The sequence below is a fragment of the Litoreibacter albidus genome (assembly GCF_900107015.1).
GTDB classification, from domain to species: Bacteria; Pseudomonadota; Alphaproteobacteria; order Rhodobacterales; family Rhodobacteraceae; genus Litoreibacter; species Litoreibacter albidus.
In genome coordinates this window covers 1-16,207 of sequence record NZ_FNOI01000009.1, presented here as the reverse complement: position 1 = coordinate 16,207, position 16,207 = coordinate 1, and the positions used below count along the sequence as shown (strand labels likewise).

Below are 16,207 nucleotides of genomic sequence, written 5' to 3'. Positions count from 1 at the left end.
TTGGGTTAAGCCGGATTTTCCGGTCGTTTATTGGTGCCGGACGGCTGCCGGTATGCAGCCAATCCGGCACGGTTCATTGTGTATTCGATGCAATCGTCAGCAGCTTTGCGGCAGGCAAAAACCAGCAGCAACGCGCCAAAAGAAAAGTTACAAAGAACGGCCAGCAGGATCGTTGCGGGGTAGCCCACAACATGCGCGATCCAGATGAGTGCGTTCGCCAGCATGGCCAATGAGAGCGGCCAGAACCGGATGACGACGGTCAGCGCAGCGCTGCGCAGCAAGACACCCACGGGAACGACATGGGTTGCCGCCAAGAACAGCGCGACACAGCCGGTCACTGCGATGAAAACCGTGCAAACCGCAGCAACCGTCAACGGCAACGCATAAAGCAACGGCTGCGCCGCTGCGGCGGCTGCATAGAAAGACACCACGAATATACCCGCAGCGATCAGCACCCCGAACCCAAGGCCCAGAGCCGTTGCGGTTGCCCACGAGCGGGCGAAACCGCGCCAGTAATCGCGCCAGACTTCGCAAGGTTCATCCGCGTCCATAGTTGCCAGCACAGCCGTCATCGCCGCGAACGCGGCCGGTAAGGTGACAAGCGGCAGTGCCGTGCCGATGAACAACAGGTTCAGCTGGATCAACCCCCACCACTCACGCGCGACGGTGGCCCACAATCGGCGCCAGCCGACTGGTTCTGGCGCATCCTTAGGAATGCCCCGCCCCTCGCCGAAGTAAAAGTTAAGCCACCAGTTCACCTGTTACGCCTCCGCGACCATCAGCGAACGTCCGGTCTCCGTGTCGAAGAGGTGCGTCATGGACACATCAACAAAGAGGGACACTTGGTCACCCGTACGAATTGCAGCTTTCGGGGGCAGGCGGACAATGATTTCGGTGCTAGGCGTGGAGACCGTCAGGTGAACCTCCGCGCCCATAGGTTCGGACAGCTCTACGGTGCCACCCATCTCCACCATCATGTCACGGTCATGATCGGGCAGTGGCGCTTCAAAGAATGCCTCTGGGCGAAGCCCAAGCGTGACCGCCTTGCCAACATAGCCAGCCAGCCGTTCGCGCGGGAACCGGTCGGGGAGGCGCAGGGATACCCCATCAACAATTGCGACATACTCATCGCCGCTCTGGCGAATTTCCGCGTCGAAGAAATTCATGCGAGGCGCGCCAATGAAGCCAGCAACGAACAGGTTCGCGGGGTTGTCATATAGCTCCTGCGGGGGGGCTACCTGCTGGATGCGACCATCGTTCATCACAACGATCCGGTCGGCCATGGTCATGGCTTCAATCTGGTCGTGGGTCACGTAGACGAATGTGGCGTCCAGTTTGCGGTGAAGTTTGGTGATTTCGGCCCGCATCACGGCCCGCAGTTTGGCGTCAAGGTTGGACAGCGGTTCATCCAGTAAGAACACTTCCGGCGAGCGCACCATTGCACGGCCTAGCGCCACCCGTTGCCGTTGACCGCCAGACAGGGCTTTCGGCTTACGGTTCAGCAGGTGCGTAATGTCCAGTACCTCTGCGGCATCGCGCACTTTACGGTCGATCTCGTCGCGATCGGCGCGACGTAGCTCTAGCCCGAAGGCCATGTTTTTATACACGGTCATATGGGGGTAGAGCGCGTAGTTCTGGAACACCATAGCAATGTCGCGGTCCTTGGAGGGGACGTCATTCACAATGGTGTCGCCGATGACCAAATCACCGCTAGAGACTTCTTCCAAGCCTGCGATCATCCGCAACGTCGTTGACTTACCGCAGCCCGACGGGCCGACCAAGATGATGAATTCCTTGTCTGCAATTGTCAGGTCAATGTCGTGAACAACCGTGAGCGCGCCGTAGGTCTTGTTCAATTTATCTAAGGTGATTGAGGCCATCTGTCCGTCTCTCTTTATTTCTTGCTATGTGCCGCGCGGGTCAGTCGCGCTTACCAATAGGGTGACCAGTCGCCAGACAGGCGCGTCAGTGCTTCCATGTAGAAGTAGTCCCCCCAGCTCACGCACTCATCCACGCCTTCGCCGCGGCAGCCGTTGTAGGGGGTCTTTTTCGAGTAGGTGCCGTGCAAAAGCAGACCGTTGGAGACAGCGGGATCACGCACGGCATAGTGGCGCGCCAACGATCCCAGCATGCGTTCCGCCAAGTCGCGCAATGGTGCTGCTTGATCGGCGGGCACACAGGTCGCCATTTCCAGCAGACCACAGCACACAATCGCCGCGGCAGAACTATCGCGAGGCTCCTCACCGTCGGTGAAAATCAGGTCCCAATAAGGCACCAAATCCGACGGAAGGCGTTCCATATAGTAGGTCAAGAGGTTGTCGAACGTGGTCTTCAACTCGGGTGTTGGATCGAGCCGGTACAAAAATGCGACGCCCGTAATCGCCCACGCTTGTCCACGCGCCCATGAGCTTGTGTCGCTATAGCCCTGCTGGGTCGCGCCCCGAACGGCCTCCCCCGTTTCGCGGTCCATAAACATGGTATGGAACGTCGAATGGTCGTCGCGGATGGAGTGGGTCAGGGATGTTTGCATGTGGCGCCTTGCCAATTCGGCATAGACAGGGTTTTCCGTTTCCTTGGTAGCCCAGAACATCAGCGGCAAGTTTAACAGGCAGTCGATGATAAAGCGGTAATTGTCAGGCGCGCCCATATCGCCCCACGCCTGAAAAAACGCGCCCTTCTCCTGAAACCGCTCCAGCATCTGATCCGCTGCCAGCAACGCCGCGCGCCGACCGTCGGCGTCGCCCGCCAACTTCCATGCCGCGACACAACTCGGAGAATACATGAACCCCATGTCGTGGTGATCAGTCGCAATGCGGTTTTCGATACGGTGCAACAAGGCCTGCACCTGCACCTGCGCCGCATATTGGAACGTCTTGTCATCGGTCGCCTCAAACGCCAGCCACAAGGACCCAGGCCAAAAACCGGATGTCCATTGATCATTCGCAACGGCCGGGTAGACGTTGTTCACACTCGAATGGTTTTGGGCCGCAAAAGTGAACATCGGCAAGCTATGCTTTAGCTGTGCGCATGCCGCCGTCATCGCGTCGCGCTGCATCACGGGGGTAAGCGGCTCAACTGCAGATATATTTGGGGATGTGATTGTCACGGATTATCCTTTCAAACCGGTCGAAGCGATGCCCTCGACGAAGAACCGCTGCAACGCGAGGAACACGATCAACACAGGGATCAGCGCCACGACGGAGGCAGCCATGATCAGCCCGTATTCAGCCGAGTACTGATTGATGAATAAGCGGATACCGACCTGAATGGTCTTAAGCTCTGTTTTCGTGAGGTAGATCAACGGCCCCAGAAAATCGTTCCAAGTGTTCACAAAGGTAAAGATCGTAAGCGTGGACAGCGCAGGCATCGACAGGGGCAGCATGATGCGCCACCAAATCCCGTATTCGCTCATCCCGTCGATCCGCGCGGCCTCGCAAAGCTCGTCAGGGATAGACATGTAGAATTGGCGCATCAGAAACACACCGAAGGCAGTAAAGGCCTGCAGGCAGATGAGCGCCATGTGCGTGTTGCTGAGCCCTAGCTCGCGCATCAGAATAAACTGCGGGACCATGTAAACCTGCCACGGCATGGCGATGGTCGCGATGTAGGCAAGGAACAGCACATTGCGGTAGGGAAACCGCAATTTCGCAAAGGCGTAGGCCGCGAAGCTTGAGGTCAGCAGTTGCAGAACAGTGACGATGATCGTCAGTTTAGCGGTGTTGTAAACAAACAGGCCAAGCGGGATTTTGGTCCAGATCTCGACGTAGTTTTGCCAGCGCGGCGCGTCGGGTATCCACTCTATCGGGAAGGCGAACACATCGCGGTCCAGCTTTAAGGACGCCGACAGCATCCAAATAAAGGGCGCCAACATTGTCAGCGTCACCAGTATGACGGCGACATATGTCGCCACCAAACCCCAGTTGATCCGGCGTTTACGCGGGCGCTTGTACCTGACAGGCGCGGGGGTGGAATTGGATTGTTCGGTAACCATAGTCATGCGCTTAATCCTTTTCCTCAGACAGCCAGAATTGTGCCAGCGTGATCACCAGAACCAGCAGGAACAACACCAAGGCGACCATGCTGGAGTAGCCAAGATCCCAAGAAATGAAGGCCTCGTTGTAGATGTGATAGACCAGCACCAGCGTCGATGTGCCTGGCCCGCCCTGCGTCAGCATGAAGATTTGATCGAAGACTTTGAAAGACTGGATCGTCAGCATGACCGACACAAAGAAGGTCGTGGGCGCCAGTTGCGGCAGCGTGATACGGGTCAGCTTTTGCCAGCTATTGGCCCCGTCAATGTCGGCCGCCTCGTACAATTCCGCTGGGATGCCCTGCAGGCCTGCAAGGTAGATCACCATGAAGTACCCCATGCTTTTCCACACCGAGAACAGGATGATCGTCACCATCGCCCAGTCTTTGTCGGCCGCCCAGCCGGGCAGGTTTTTGGGATCTACGCCAAGGCTGTACAACACCATGTTTACAGGCCCGAAGTCGGGATTGAGCAGCATGTTCCACACCACCGCAACCGCCACCAAAGAGGCCACATAGGGAAAGAAGGCGACCGTTCGGAAAAAGTCCCGCCCGAATATCTTCTGGTTCAGCAAAATCGCGAGTCCCAGAGAGCACACCAAGGTCAGCGGCACGACGAAGACAGTGTAGATGATCGTGTTCCAGAACGCGGACTGAAAGGCGCGGTCTTCAAACAGCTTCCAAAAGTTGTCCAGCCCCGCATAGGTCATCTCGGTGGAGCCGTCCCAATGCATGAACGCCAACACCAACGCGAAGAAGATCGGGCCAAGCGTAAACAGCGCGAAGCCCATAAAGTTTGGCGCGATGAATGAATAGGCCACAATCAGGTTGCGCCTTTTGCGGGCGCGCCGTGACATCGGGACTTTAGGTGCGGGGCTCAGGGTTGTTTCAGTCATTTTCGATGGGCCCTTCAGTTGAACATTTCGAAATTTTGATCGTGATTTGGCGATCGTCGAAGGGGATGCGCAGGCGGTAAATTTTGTCCGGCCAAGACTGGCGTAACCGGCTGTCTGTCACTGGTATGACTTCTATGCTGGCTCTTGCTGCCGTCGCGCAGTCTAGCGATGCATCGGCCCCTATCATGATGCGACCTTGATCAATCACGGGCCTCAGACAGGTCATTAAGTTCAGCGTGCCCGCCCGCGACCCGTCATAGCGATCCGACGCTGTAACCGTGCCGTCAGAAGCCAATTCAACAGTGCGCCTGTAGCTTCGCAAACCCGCATCCGCACCGTAAGTGCCTGCCAGCTCCGCCTCAAAAAATGCACTATCCTCGGTGATCCGGTAGCTGACATCACGCGCTGTGTACTCCAGCCCGTTTACCTGTTGCGCGCCCTCGAAATCGGCGAGGTTGTGATAGGGCGACTGCATGGTCCAGATATCGTAGCGTTCCGGCGAAAACGTCTTACGCGTGTAGTTCTCGACCCCGACGTCAATCAGCACCGGCGTGGCACCGTGGTGCACGATGAATGAGCCTGTGTCGTTGTGTGTGTGGCTGTCTTGATTGATGCCCGCCTTAACGGCCAGCGCAGTTCCACCACGGCGAGCCGTGAGCATTCCTAACGAGGGGAGGTACCCCTCTTTCGTTGTGGGGCTGGCGGGCTGCCCATGCGTGATTTCATCGGCTAATGCAAATTCGGTCAAACGATTACGTAGACAGAAATCATAGCCTGCGGTTTCAGTCGGGAACCTCGCGTGCTGGTCGGCGGCGAAGTCGCACAGCGACGCGCTTTGACACAGTTTTCCGGCAGCAAACATCTGCGCCGTGGCACCGCGCGACTTGGAATCCCCGTCCCCGAAGTTGGCAAAGCGATCGCCTGCCATATGCACGTACAAGGGAAACTCGGCCATGTTGCGCAGCTTCGGGTGCGTTAGAAGGGGGGCCAAGTGGGCGCCGCTCGCGTGGTTTAGGCAGTCGAGCGCGGCGAATAGGCAAAGCGCCGCGTGGCGGTAGTAATTTGGCCCTTCGGGACAGGCTCCATCATCGCCGTAATCGTCTAGGAACAAATCCAGACTATCTGCCGCGTGCCCAGCGATAACCCCGCGCTGCGCGGCTGTGAGACGATCCGACTGGAATGCTGCGTAAAGAATGCTGCTTGTGCACCACGTCGTCCAGTTATTGAGGCGTCCGCCCACACGGCCCGTCCACCAAAACGGGTAATCGAGGTAGGGGGACAGCACGCGACTCTCGATATTATTGGCAATCACATCGTGATCCGCCTGCGGAAGTGCGGCCCCCAACACCGCGGAGAGCGTTGCCAGTTGAGACGCAGTTTGCGCGGCAAACAGGTCCACGACGGGGCGCTTGGGGTCAGGCAACGGATGGATTGTGCCTTCTCGGACGTACCGATTGTGCGCCGGGAGTTGCCACCCAGCCTCCGCACACAGCGTGGCAATGCCTTTCCCGATATGCGCGATGAACCGACCGTTGGCTTCCGCCAATTCGGCCAAAACAAGGTCGTTTAACATCTGACGCCGCGCAAAATAGATCGTCTCAAACCTGTCGCGATTGTTGGAGCGGTCAAAGTCTCTGTAGAGTTCCTCCGGCAGGTCGGGCCAGTCTTCCTTCAGGCGAGCTTTCCCGCGTGCAATCAGGTCCTTACCCGAATGCCGCAGCACCTTTTCCCAATGCGCGCGGTCTTGCAGCATTGGGAAGGGCAGGTACCTGCCCAGGTCGCCTTTCACGCCACGCAACCTTGCAGCCACACCGACGGGGGCCGCGCACTGCTGGTCGTGGCTGGCTGCGCCCCGACTGGAATATATTTGACCATCCGTCATGTGCTTGTTCCTCCCAACAGGCATTGCGTCGGCGTTAAGGGGTGTCGATGTCGGCGACCAACCGCAGATACGCACCCGCGCCGTAAGTGCGCTCCCCCATGCGTGACAGTTTGTGCTTTTCCCAGCCGCCCAGCCCTGCGGGTGTCTGGCAACCCATCAAGCGCCCCTTGTAGTCGACCCATGTGTCGACCTCTAAGAGTGTGCGGCGCAGCAAAGCGGTTTCACCTGGGTCAATCCAACCGTTGCGAATACCCGAGAGAATGCCCGTGGCAATCATCACAGAACCGCTGGTCTCTAGGTGGCTTTCATCGTTTTCCAAAAGTATCCGCCACAGCCCGCTTGAATGCTGGTGATGCAACAAAGCTGTCACCAGATCGCGGTAGATCGCCATAAGCTCGTCCCAACCGGCGGTGTCCTGCGGGCATAGGGCCAACACGTCCGCGAAGGTCATGACCACCCAGCCGTTACCGCGAGACCACGACCACGCGGTCCGGCGCCCGTCATCATGCGCCTCATGAAAGAAGAGGCCCGTTTTGGGGTCGCGCAGGTGCTTGGCGTGTAAAAGGCATTGGCGCACGGCTTCTACCGCATGGCGGGTGTTCCGCGTAGCACGGTAGAGCCGCGCCAACGGGGCCGCGGTGTAATAAAGCGTGTCCACCCATGGCAGCTCCGACCAATGACCGTGCAAGATGGTGCCGTCGCCCCAGCGTAAGGCATTCGCGTGAAGGTGGTCCGCGATGGTTTCGGCGGCTTCAGTATAGGAGCCGTCACCCGTTGCGCGAGAGAGTTCAGCCAGCACGGATATGCCGCCCCATTCCCCACAGTATGGGCTAAGATAAAAGCCGCGTGTCGCGGCACCCGAGTGCTGCATGGTTTGGTATCCGTCGGGTAGCTCATCGCGGATGAAACCCGCAGCAAGGTGGTGATCCGCCCAACTGCGCGCCCAGTTTAATAGGGGCGCGCCGCCCTCCGCCGTACCGCCGATGACCGCCCCTAAGGCGAGCATGGTGTCCTCCCAACCAGTGTTCACAGTCGTGACATCAATCGCCAACGTATGCGCAACCACCGCTTTATGCCCGTCTAGCAGCGGGACGCAGGGCTTCAGGTCATACTTCATCAGAAACCTCATTAGGTTGAAGCGCTTCAAATCCGATCTGCTCCAAAAGCACCCTGTTCATGTGAAGCGGGTCGGGCTCTCTGAGGGTCATGCCACTTACAGGACGGCCCGACTTGCGCAGCGCGAGTAGGGTGTCGACATCGGGGAAATCGGGGATGCTCAACGCTGATTCCTCGGTCTTATCCGCATTAATACCGGCGCACACCGCCGCACTTAGCCACGTCTCGCCCACTTCTATTTTGCCCGTCAAATGCGGCACGAAACTACGCGGGTACATCAAGGAAGAGTTCGGCATCGCGCGGCGCACCACGCCTTGCCGCGGCGCGGTCGGCCCGTTGATCACGTGTGAAAACTGTCCCTCGGATTGCACCTTCGCTATGCCGTTCTTAGCTGTCTCATGCTCGGGATCATCATCCTCGCGCTTGATCGCAAAACCGCCCTCCGTGACCAAACAGCGGTGCTTACTGGTGATCCGGTGATACCGCAGGTGCCAAGGTGCGCGGGCGATCAGCCAAGTGTCCACCGTTATCCCCGGCTCTGGCGACCACTGTGAAAACACCCAGTCATCCCCGATCACGGCCTCATCAATGTCACGACGCACAGTGAAAGATCTGCCATCACGCGAGAACGCCAACATGTTGTCGAACGGGTTGGCAAAGAATGCGTCGCTGTCGTGGTCGACAGAAAAACCGAAGGCGCTTGAGTAGGCGAACTTGCCATATTTCTCTGCCCCACCTTTGTGCGACCGGCGCATTTCACAGCATCCTGTTAACATGATGCGGTCGTCGCTGTTGCCGTAGCCAATAACGCCCGTGATGGGCTGCGCATACTGATGTGTAGCCTGCTGCTTTTCGACCGGCGGGGCGGTCCAGAACGGGTGATCCTCGGCCAGCGCCAGAGGCAAGAACGATTTCATCGACCAATAGGGCGAGCAGGGAGAGGCGTAGTTTTCCGCCACCAACAGGTTCGGATAAAGATAACCGACCGACAGGACACCGTCGCGATCATAGACATCGCGTTGGCCCCACCACTGCATGTTACGCTCCCAAAGCCCGCGAATTTGGCCCCAAGGCAGAGCCTCGACATCCGCGAACCCCAATGCGCCCCAAAACGCATTCATCGCGAAGCGATAAGTCATAGAACGGCCATAGGCGATGCATGCGCCGTTCGCATCAAACCAGTGCTGATATTCTTGCGCAAAGGTCGCCGCACGGTCGCGAAACCGTTGACGGCGTGCGTCGTCCCCGTGGGCCAGCTTGCTATAGAGCAACCCGTACAGGTGCATCGCAAACGGTGTGTAGTGATCAAAACGACGCACGGCCCCGTCAGCGTACCACCCATCGTCTAGGTAGTAGCTTTCCAAAGCTTGCAAGCAATCTTCGCGGACGGTGCGGTCGTGATCGACGCCGACATGTTCAAGCGCCAGCGAGTCCAGCACGTGGAAAAACTGCCAATTGTTGTCAGGCACCTGGCACGCCAGACAGGCCTTCAACCAAGCGGCGATATTGGCTTGCGCGGCAGGGGTTTGAGCATCCCACAGCTGCTCTTTGGCGAATAACAAGCCGAAACTGATCGCGGCGGCCTCCACCAAACGCTGATCATTGGCACGCGGCGTGCCCCAGTATTCAGGGTGATCGGGGTCCGTCCCATTGGCGTAGCCTGTCCGAAACATATCCCAGTCAGCAAAGTCGCCCCCACCGGCCGCCAAGGGCGCAAGCCCGAACAAGGGGCGCGAGAAACCCTCCAGCGCCGAGGCAACAGGGCCAAAATGCGTGCCGGTCTGCGACAGCGTGACCCGTGCGCAGCCAGCACTGAAATGTGGCTTCAATGGGGACCACAGCTGTACCGCAGCGCGCGCAAAATCAGCGCGAGACCTTAGTGGGTTGGAAGCAAGCGGATTCATTGGCCGATCAACGCAGGTCTTCAGTGTTCACGAAATCCATGTCGGTGAAGTCCATGTTCTCACCGCCCATGGCCCATATGAAGGAGTAGTTGCGCGTGCCACAGCCCGAATGGATTGACCAAGGCGGCGACAGCACCCCTTCCTCGTTCGCCACAAAGATGTTGCGCGTCTGATCCGGCTCACCCATCAGGTGCACAACTCGATCCTCCGGCGCGACATCGATATAGAGGTACGCCTCCATCCGGCGATCATGCACATGCGCTGGCATCGTGTTCCAAACCGACCCGACCTCAAGCTCCGTACGCCCCATGGTGAGCTGACAGCTCTCCATAACGTCGGGGTGTATGAATTGGTAAATAGTGCGAACATTCGCCGTCGCGGCATCGCCCAGCTCAACCTTCGCGGCATCCGCCATTACAATCAAACGCGTAGGGCAAGTGCGATGCGCAGGCGTTGATGTTAGATAAAATCGCGCATCACCTGAGAAGGTCACAGCGCCAGCCCCCATACCGATATAGAGCACGTCACCACGGCTCATCTCATAGGTTTCAGCCGCTACCGTGACACGACCAGTGCCCGCCACCGCCATGACGCCCATCTCGCGCCGCTCTAGAAAAGTGGCCGTCTTAGTCTCCGGGACGACATCAAGAACAAGGTCTTTCCCGTCCGGCACAACACCACCCATCACGAACCGATCATAATGCGTATACGTCAGACGAATTTCTCCGGCCGCAAAAAGGTTATCGACCAAAAAGTGGTCGCGAACATCCTGCGTAGTGGCGCCCTGCACCTGAGTGGGGTGAACAGCATGGCGAGTCTCGACAGCTAACATAATCTGATCCCTTATCTTCAAAACCGACACGGTAAGCCGCGAACATCGCGAGATCTGCGTGGCTGGACGTCGGCAACCTCTTTCAACTTGTAATACGGGTTGCATTTTCATATGACAAGTTAAAAGTGATTACAGCCTGTAGGTGGCCGAACCGATGTTCGGGGCAGGCGTCGCCCCAAGACGAAACTTGGCAAAATGGCCGCTGCGCGCAGAAGGAAAAACGATATGCTAACACTCGAAATTAAAAACAAATCGCAGCTAACGCTTGCGGGCGCGCAAGGAACACAAGAGGTCGGACTACACTACCGCCAACCCTATAATGATGGCGATACCATTACTCTAAGCTCGTCGCGGCCAGATATTTTCCTGATCATATCGCTCGATAGCGCCCTACCGCCGACGTTTATATTTCTCAAGGATAGGCAGCTCACCTACGCGATCCCATTCGGGCAGCTGAAGGACGCACATCCGCCTACCGCATTTGATGGAAACCGACACCGCATACTGGTGCGGGAAGCCTACCCTGAAGAGGTTTTTGCGCGCAGAAATTTAGCTCTGAATCCCCATGATTTGCCATCAATATCAGGCGTTTACCCGCACTCTAGCGCAAATGTTGAGACGCGAAATGAGGCGGTATTTTTTGCGCGAAATGCAATTGACGGCGAGACGTTGAACACAGATCACGGCAAATGGCCATTCTCCAGCTGGGGGATTAACTGCGATGAAAACGCAGCGCTCACGGTAGAGTTCGGCAGGGAAGTTCTGGCCGACAAGGTGGTGGTGCACCTACGCGCCGATTTTCCGCATGATGCTTGGTGGACGTCGGGGCGGCTGGTGTTCTCCAACGGGTTCACAACTGAACTTCCTTTTGAGAAGACCGCAGCGGGGCAGAGCTTTTCGCTCCCAGAACAACGTACCGAATGGGTTCGCCTTGAGAAATTGATCAAGGCTGACGACCCATCACCATTCCCTGCATTAACCCAAATCCAAGTTTGGGGAACTCACATCTGAACACCCCACGCGCTACACCATTGCAAGAAATCATATCTTATCATATAAGTTGCTCACATCGCCAATCGCGCGTCGCGATTTGTGGCGATAGGAAGGGTTTTATTTTGGTAGATCATGCTCGGCTCCCCGGATCGAAGACGCTTGTCGTACAGGTTGGAGATGCCCTGCGCCAAAGCATTCAATCTGGCGAATTCAGTCCAGGCGACAAGCTGCCCAGCGAAGCGATGTTGACCAAAAAATATGACGTCAGCCGGACAGTTGTGCGGGAGGCGATTGCGTCACTTCGGTCCGATGGCCTTGTGGAGGCCCGACAGGGCGCGGGTGTTTTCGTCCTGAATAGCCACAGTCTTCTTCGGGCCGCAGGGCCATTGGATAAAAAGCAAATTGCTGGCGATCTGGAATACCTTGAAGTGCGCGCACCCATTGAGATCGAGGCGGCGCGCCTTGCCGCTCAACGGCGCTCTCCTGCGCAAGAAGAAGAAATTTTTCGCCTCCACGGCGTGTTTCGCAACCTGATAGAAACCGCACCATCGGCGGAGGTGCGCCGCGCCGACCTAGACCTGCATCTGGCTATCGCCGACGCAACCAACAATCCGGTATTTCGCAATTTTCTGGAAGCCTTCGGTCGCGGCGCCATTCCACAATCGAAGATCGTGGATGGTAGCGCACAGGAACAGCTTATCGCTTATCGCCGGTTCATCTTTGACGAACACGAACGCATCTTGCACGCCATTGCTATGGGTGACGCGGAAGGCGCCGAAAACGCAATGCGTGTCCACTTGAAGGGCGGACAAATGCGGTATCGGGAGCTGTTGATTGGCAAGCGTTTATCCGAAGCTGGAACGGGTAACACCTGAGCCATCAGTAAACCACTAGACGACAGGCGGCTTTGCATAGGGCAGGTGTCCGGTTTTGATCCAGAGTTTCGCGCCGTCCTTCCCCGCTTGTGCAGTTAGCATCTGACCCTCAGGAAGCCGCAACCATGCGCCTTTTTCAAGTTCCTCACCGCTTTCGGTAATCGATCCTGAGATCACCAAAAGCTCAATGCCGCCAGCGTCAGAGTTCACAAATGCCGCGCCTGCGTCGAGCTCGCTACAGGTAACCGTTTCACGCGCATCTTTGTGAAGAAGCGCGGTCGCAACGCCATCCGATTTTTCGCCAAGCTCTTCGTCCATAGCTTTGCGAAATTGCGTGCGGTCATCCATGTCGAACTGCCAAAGCTTCACGAAAATCGTGCAACCCGCATCGGAGCCAGGCGTGTGTGATGATGTAGGCGGATTGCGCACGTAAGTACCTGCGGGAAAGTCGCCATGCTCATCCTGGAACACGCCCTCCAAAACAATAAATTCCTCACCCCCAGTATGGGTGTGGGCCGAGAACTTGCTGTTGGGCGCGTAGCGTACAATTGTCGTCGCACGCGCCACCTCCCCGCCGATACGGTCAAGCATACGCCGATCAACGCCGGGCATCGGGGAGGCAACCCAATCAAGCTGATCGGAGTGCACAACGACGCGTTGTTTAAAGTCGGCGTTCAGATCCATTTTGTATTCCTTCGGACGGTGTATCTGTAGGGAGTAAAAAACTAACCTATTGTCGAGCGGCTCCAGCGACAAGGCCAAGGCCGTGGCTTACTAGCGGTAAACTCGTTTAGTCGTCGGTCGACTTAGCACAGGTTGCAAAAACCATTGGGTCAATCTTGGGTAATAGTTTTTCGAGGGTGATGGCCCCAAAACGCTCGACAAATAGCGCCTCTGCCTGCGCCATCGTGTCCTCCAATGCCTCATTGACGTTTCTCTCAACAAGGCACGCAGGGTTGTCGTCGCGCATACCAATGGCGAATAAACTCGGGCTGCCAAGTGCCGTGTAAACGTCAAGCAAGGTGAGTTCAGATAACGGCCGCGCAAGGGACCAGCCGCCGCCATGCCCACGCCCTGATTGCACGTAACCGGCGTTACGCAACCCCGCCATGGTCCGCCTGAATACAGCCGGATTGGTTCCCATGCTTTTGGCGAGAAACTCGGAGGTTCGCGGTTCCTTCACATGGTCAAGATGCAGCAACACGTGCAGCACGTCCGAAAGCCTCGTGTCGCGGTTCATACCATCTCCCTCCTATTTTGGCCACAAGATGCACTGCCCGAAAGAGGCTAATTGACGGCCCCGCCATATCATGTATCTTTTAATGATACGTGATTCTTTTCTAATTTCGCCACACTGGGCGTTATAGCAGCAAGGCGCCGATGTCCAACGCCGCCACGCCCCCCTGATACGAGTTCGGGGAAGCCTTCGCGCTGCTAGGTCGCCCCTAAAGTGTCGCTACCAAGGGAAACCTAACATGCAATTTGATACCATTATCATCGGCGGTGGCTTTGCAGGCCTTTCGGCCGCAACCTATCTTGGCCGCGCCAGACGGAAAGTGCAGGTCCTCGACACAGGCAAACCGCGCAACCGCTTTTCGTCCGCGTCCCACGGGTTTCTGGGACAAGACGGACGCGCACCGCTCGACATCTTGTCGGATGCACGTCTCCAGCTGAAAAGCTATCCGACGGTTAGCGTACGGACCACAGCAGCGCAAAGCGCGCAAAGCAAAAGCGATGGTTTCTCTGTTGGGCTAGACACCGGCGAAACCTTGTACACCCGCACGCTGATTCTGGCCTTCGGGTTGCACGACACCTTGCCAGACATCCCCGGATTAGCCGCCCGCTGGGGTATATCCGTTCTACACTGCCCCTATTGCCACGGCTTCGAATACAGTGATCGGTCACTTGGGGTACTTTACCGGAATGAAATATCCGTGCATCAAGCGCAGCTGATCACCGAGTGGGGACCTACAACCTTATTCCTGAACGGCCACGAGCTAACGACAGAGCAAAGCGGTCTCCTCATACAGCGCGGCGTCCAGATCGAACCGCGACCTTTGGCAGCACTTGAGGGTGAAGGTACGAACCTGTCCAATATCCGCCTGCAAGGTGGTCACGCGGTCGAAATTGAGGCCCTCTATGTCGTCCCGCAATCGGCGCACGCTAGCCCATTGGCCGCACTGCTTGGCGTAAAGGTCGAAGAGACCATGATGGGGCCCTTAATCGTGACAGATGAGGCCAAAATGACATCGCAGCCAGGTGTCTACGCCGCGGGAGACATTGCACGGGCACCCCATAGTGTCAGCTGGGCCGTCGGCGATGGTGTGACGGCAGGAACCGCCGTCCACCGTGCTTTGGTTTTTGGCAAGTGACGATGGACCCGTTTTCGGACCCAGCTATGGTGGCGGATTATGCTAAAGTGACGCCCCAACGGGTTCCCGGCTTGTTGGATTTGCACCGAATGGCGGTTGTGATGATATCGGAGACCGCAAGGGAGGACGCCTCCGTCCTCGTGCTCGGCGCGGGTGGGGGGCTTGAGTTGCATTCCTTTGCGACGGCCAGACCCAACTGGTCATTCGTCGGCGTCGACCCGTCGCAAGCTATGCTCGACCTCGCTGCAGACATCGTAAAGGACGCAGGATCACGGGTGGAACTGCTCCGAGGCGATATCGAAGACGCGCCGGACAGGCCCTTTGACGGGGCCACCTGCCTACTAACGCTCCACTTCTTAACCGAAGCTGAACGCCTGCACGTCTTACGCGGGCTGCGCAAACGTCTGCGCCCCGGCGCTCCCCTGATTATCGCTCACCATTGCCGACCCAAAATTGGGCACGCACATGATTGGCTAACGCGCTCAGCCACATTCGCTGCTGGGGAGAGCGCCGACGTTACAATCGCTGCTCGCTCGGCGACAGGCATGATGCAAAAACTAACGCTGCTCTCAGAGAGGGAGGAAGAGACGCTTATGCGCAAGGCGGGCTTCACCGCACCTGCCATGTTTTACGCAGGTCTCAGCTTCCGAGGCTGGGTCGCGTATGCACCTGAGCATTAACTAAAAAAGCGATGTCGCTTGTCTATGGAGCCGTAAAAAAGCCCCCCGCATCACATGCGAGGGGCCTTTTCGGGTCAGGAGACGACCTAGGAGAACTTAGTAGTTAACGCGCTCGGCTGCGGACTCGTTACCCAGTGCGAAGAACGACAGCAGGTCGGTGTTTGCGCGGGTTGCTTGGCCTGCGGTCACGGACACGTTGCGCTCTGCGGCGGCTTCGTTGGCTTGTGCGCCGGCCAATTGTGCGGCGTAAACGTCACCGGTGGAGGTGTTCGGGATCACGCGCTCAGCGGCGGAGTTGTTGTCTGCTGCGAAGAATGCGGCGGCGTCTGTCACCTGTGCTGCGAAAGCAGGAGCAGTTGCGGACAGGGCGATAATTGTTGCGATTACAGTTTTCATTTTCAGTACTCTCTTTTGTTTGTTTTCAGGCTGTTGCCTAATGTGTGTGTCGGCGTGTTGCCGTTTGATGAGACTAATATGGGGCATGGAACCCCGCGCCTCAACGCCCAGACATCGCAAAAACGCCCCACTTCTGCGCATTGATGCACAGCAAAACATCCCCTCTCGCGCACGCGATCACGCCGCCGTGAGAACCGGATCACGGACCGTGAGACCGGTGAAATACGCCCCC

16 protein-coding genes are annotated in these 16,207 nt (G+C 57.5%); 4 read left to right on the top strand and 12 right to left on the bottom strand.

Going from position 1 to position 16,207, the window contains the following annotated elements:
• Positions 1-5 precede the first annotated feature (5 nt).
• Genes BLW66_RS16005 through kduI form a run of 9 tightly spaced genes read right to left on the bottom strand, consistent with a single transcriptional unit; the run spans position 6 to position 10,659 of the window.
• Positions 6-758, bottom strand: a complete 753-nt coding sequence (locus BLW66_RS16005; RefSeq protein WP_089948315.1) for a DUF624 domain-containing protein — start codon at positions 756-758, stop codon at positions 6-8.
• Positions 759-761: 3 nt separating this feature from the next.
• Positions 762-1,880 carry an ABC transporter ATP-binding protein gene (locus tag BLW66_RS16000; RefSeq protein WP_089948312.1) on the bottom strand — a complete coding sequence of 373 codons (1,119 nt, stop codon included), beginning with the start codon at positions 1,878-1,880 and terminating at the stop codon, positions 762-764.
• A 50-nt stretch (positions 1,881-1,930) separates the two neighbouring features.
• Positions 1,931-3,106 (bottom strand): glycoside hydrolase family 88 protein, encoded by a 1,176-nt coding sequence (locus tag BLW66_RS15995; protein WP_211664284.1) that lies wholly within the window; start codon positions 3,104-3,106, stop codon positions 1,931-1,933.
• Between the two features lie 3 nt (positions 3,107-3,109).
• Complete coding sequence (locus tag BLW66_RS15990) at positions 3,110-3,997, bottom strand: carbohydrate ABC transporter permease (RefSeq protein WP_211664283.1); 888 nt, start codon at positions 3,995-3,997, stop codon at positions 3,110-3,112.
• A 4-nt stretch (positions 3,998-4,001) separates the two neighbouring features.
• The gene (locus BLW66_RS15985) at positions 4,002-4,925 is read right to left on the bottom strand and encodes a carbohydrate ABC transporter permease (protein WP_089948308.1); all 924 of its coding nucleotides are present in this window, start codon (positions 4,923-4,925) and stop codon (positions 4,002-4,004) included.
• Positions 4,918-6,807, bottom strand: coding sequence for a heparinase II/III domain-containing protein (locus tag BLW66_RS15980; RefSeq protein ID WP_170833509.1), 1,890 nt, complete (start codon positions 6,805-6,807; stop codon positions 4,918-4,920). Before BLW66_RS15980 ends, BLW66_RS15985 begins: the two co-directional genes overlap by 8 nt.
• A 34-nt stretch (positions 6,808-6,841) precedes the next feature.
• Complete coding sequence (locus tag BLW66_RS15975; RefSeq protein ID WP_170833508.1) at positions 6,842-7,924, bottom strand: glycoside hydrolase family 88 protein; 1,083 nt, start codon at positions 7,922-7,924, stop codon at positions 6,842-6,844.
• Positions 7,914-9,827 carry a DUF2264 domain-containing protein gene (locus tag BLW66_RS15970; protein WP_089948301.1) on the bottom strand — a complete coding sequence of 638 codons (1,914 nt, stop codon included), beginning with the start codon at positions 9,825-9,827 and terminating at the stop codon, positions 7,914-7,916. The genes BLW66_RS15975 and BLW66_RS15970 overlap by 11 nt, the downstream gene beginning before the upstream one ends.
• Positions 9,828-9,834: 7 nt before the next feature.
• On the bottom strand, positions 9,835-10,659 hold the full coding sequence (kduI, locus tag BLW66_RS15965) for a 5-dehydro-4-deoxy-D-glucuronate isomerase (RefSeq protein ID WP_089948299.1): 825 nt from the start codon (positions 10,657-10,659) through the stop codon (positions 9,835-9,837).
• A gap of 225 nt (positions 10,660-10,884) precedes the next feature.
• Here kduI and BLW66_RS15960 point away from each other — a divergent pair, with 225 nt between their 5' ends.
• Positions 10,885-11,670 carry a carbohydrate-binding protein gene (locus BLW66_RS15960; RefSeq protein WP_089948296.1) on the top strand — a complete coding sequence of 262 codons (786 nt, stop codon included), beginning with the start codon at positions 10,885-10,887 and terminating at the stop codon, positions 11,668-11,670.
• A 104-nt stretch (positions 11,671-11,774) separates the two neighbouring features.
• Positions 11,775-12,527, top strand: a complete 753-nt coding sequence (locus BLW66_RS15955; protein WP_089948293.1) for a FadR/GntR family transcriptional regulator — start codon at positions 11,775-11,777, stop codon at positions 12,525-12,527.
• A gap of 15 nt (positions 12,528-12,542) precedes the next feature.
• Here the strand turns inward: BLW66_RS15955 and BLW66_RS15950 are convergent, their stop codons facing one another.
• Both BLW66_RS15950 and BLW66_RS15945 read right to left on the bottom strand, forming a co-directional pair.
• Entirely contained in the window at positions 12,543-13,211 is a 669-nt protein-coding gene (locus tag BLW66_RS15950) for a cupin domain-containing protein (RefSeq protein WP_089948291.1), read from the bottom strand.
• 106 nt (positions 13,212-13,317) lie between these two features.
• Complete coding sequence (locus tag BLW66_RS15945; RefSeq protein ID WP_089948288.1) at positions 13,318-13,767, bottom strand: Rrf2 family transcriptional regulator; 450 nt, start codon at positions 13,765-13,767, stop codon at positions 13,318-13,320.
• Between the two features lie 235 nt (positions 13,768-14,002).
• On the opposite strand from BLW66_RS15945, the gene BLW66_RS15940 reads away from it, so the two are divergent.
• The gene (locus BLW66_RS15940) at positions 14,003-14,899 is read left to right on the top strand and encodes an NAD(P)/FAD-dependent oxidoreductase (protein ID WP_089948285.1); all 897 of its coding nucleotides are present in this window, start codon (positions 14,003-14,005) and stop codon (positions 14,897-14,899) included.
• 2 nt (positions 14,900-14,901) lie between these two features.
• Positions 14,902-15,579 (top strand): class I SAM-dependent methyltransferase, encoded by a 678-nt coding sequence (locus BLW66_RS15935; protein ID WP_089948282.1) that lies wholly within the window; start codon positions 14,902-14,904, stop codon positions 15,577-15,579.
• Positions 15,580-15,675: 96 nt separating this feature from the next.
• Here the strand turns inward: BLW66_RS15935 and BLW66_RS15930 are convergent, their stop codons facing one another.
• Positions 15,676-15,975, bottom strand: coding sequence for a hypothetical protein (locus BLW66_RS15930; protein ID WP_089947071.1), 300 nt, complete (start codon positions 15,973-15,975; stop codon positions 15,676-15,678).
• Positions 15,976-16,207: the final 232 nt, after the last annotated feature.

Coding starts and splice junctions, on each gene's coding strand:
- BLW66_RS16000 (WP_089948312.1), bottom strand. CDS start 1,880: ATGGCCTCAATCACCTTAGATAAATTGAACAAGACCTACGGCGCGCTC.
- BLW66_RS15990 (WP_211664283.1), bottom strand. CDS start 3,997: ATGACTATGGTTACCGAACAATCCAATTCCACCCCCGCGCCTGTCAGG.
- BLW66_RS15985 (WP_089948308.1), bottom strand. CDS start 4,925: ATGACTGAAACAACCCTGAGCCCCGCACCTAAAGTCCCGATGTCACGG.
- BLW66_RS15980 (WP_170833509.1), bottom strand. CDS start 6,807: ATGACGGATGGTCAAATATATTCCAGTCGGGGCGCAGCCAGCCACGAC.
- BLW66_RS15975 (WP_170833508.1), bottom strand. CDS start 7,924: ATGAAGTATGACCTGAAGCCCTGCGTCCCGCTGCTAGACGGGCATAAA.
- BLW66_RS15970 (WP_089948301.1), bottom strand. CDS start 9,827: ATGAATCCGCTTGCTTCCAACCCACTAAGGTCTCGCGCTGATTTTGCG.
- kduI (WP_089948299.1), bottom strand. CDS start 10,659: ATGTTAGCTGTCGAGACTCGCCATGCTGTTCACCCCACTCAGGTGCAG.
- BLW66_RS15960 (WP_089948296.1), top strand. CDS start 10,885: ATGCTAACACTCGAAATTAAAAACAAATCGCAGCTAACGCTTGCGGGC.
- BLW66_RS15950 (WP_089948291.1), bottom strand. CDS start 13,211: ATGGATCTGAACGCCGACTTTAAACAACGCGTCGTTGTGCACTCCGAT.
- BLW66_RS15945 (WP_089948288.1), bottom strand. CDS start 13,767: ATGAACCGCGACACGAGGCTTTCGGACGTGCTGCACGTGTTGCTGCAT.
- BLW66_RS15940 (WP_089948285.1), top strand. CDS start 14,003: ATGCAATTTGATACCATTATCATCGGCGGTGGCTTTGCAGGCCTTTCG.
- BLW66_RS15935 (WP_089948282.1), top strand. CDS start 14,902: ATGGACCCGTTTTCGGACCCAGCTATGGTGGCGGATTATGCTAAAGTG.
- BLW66_RS15930 (WP_089947071.1), bottom strand. CDS start 15,975: ATGAAAACTGTAATCGCAACAATTATCGCCCTGTCCGCAACTGCTCCT.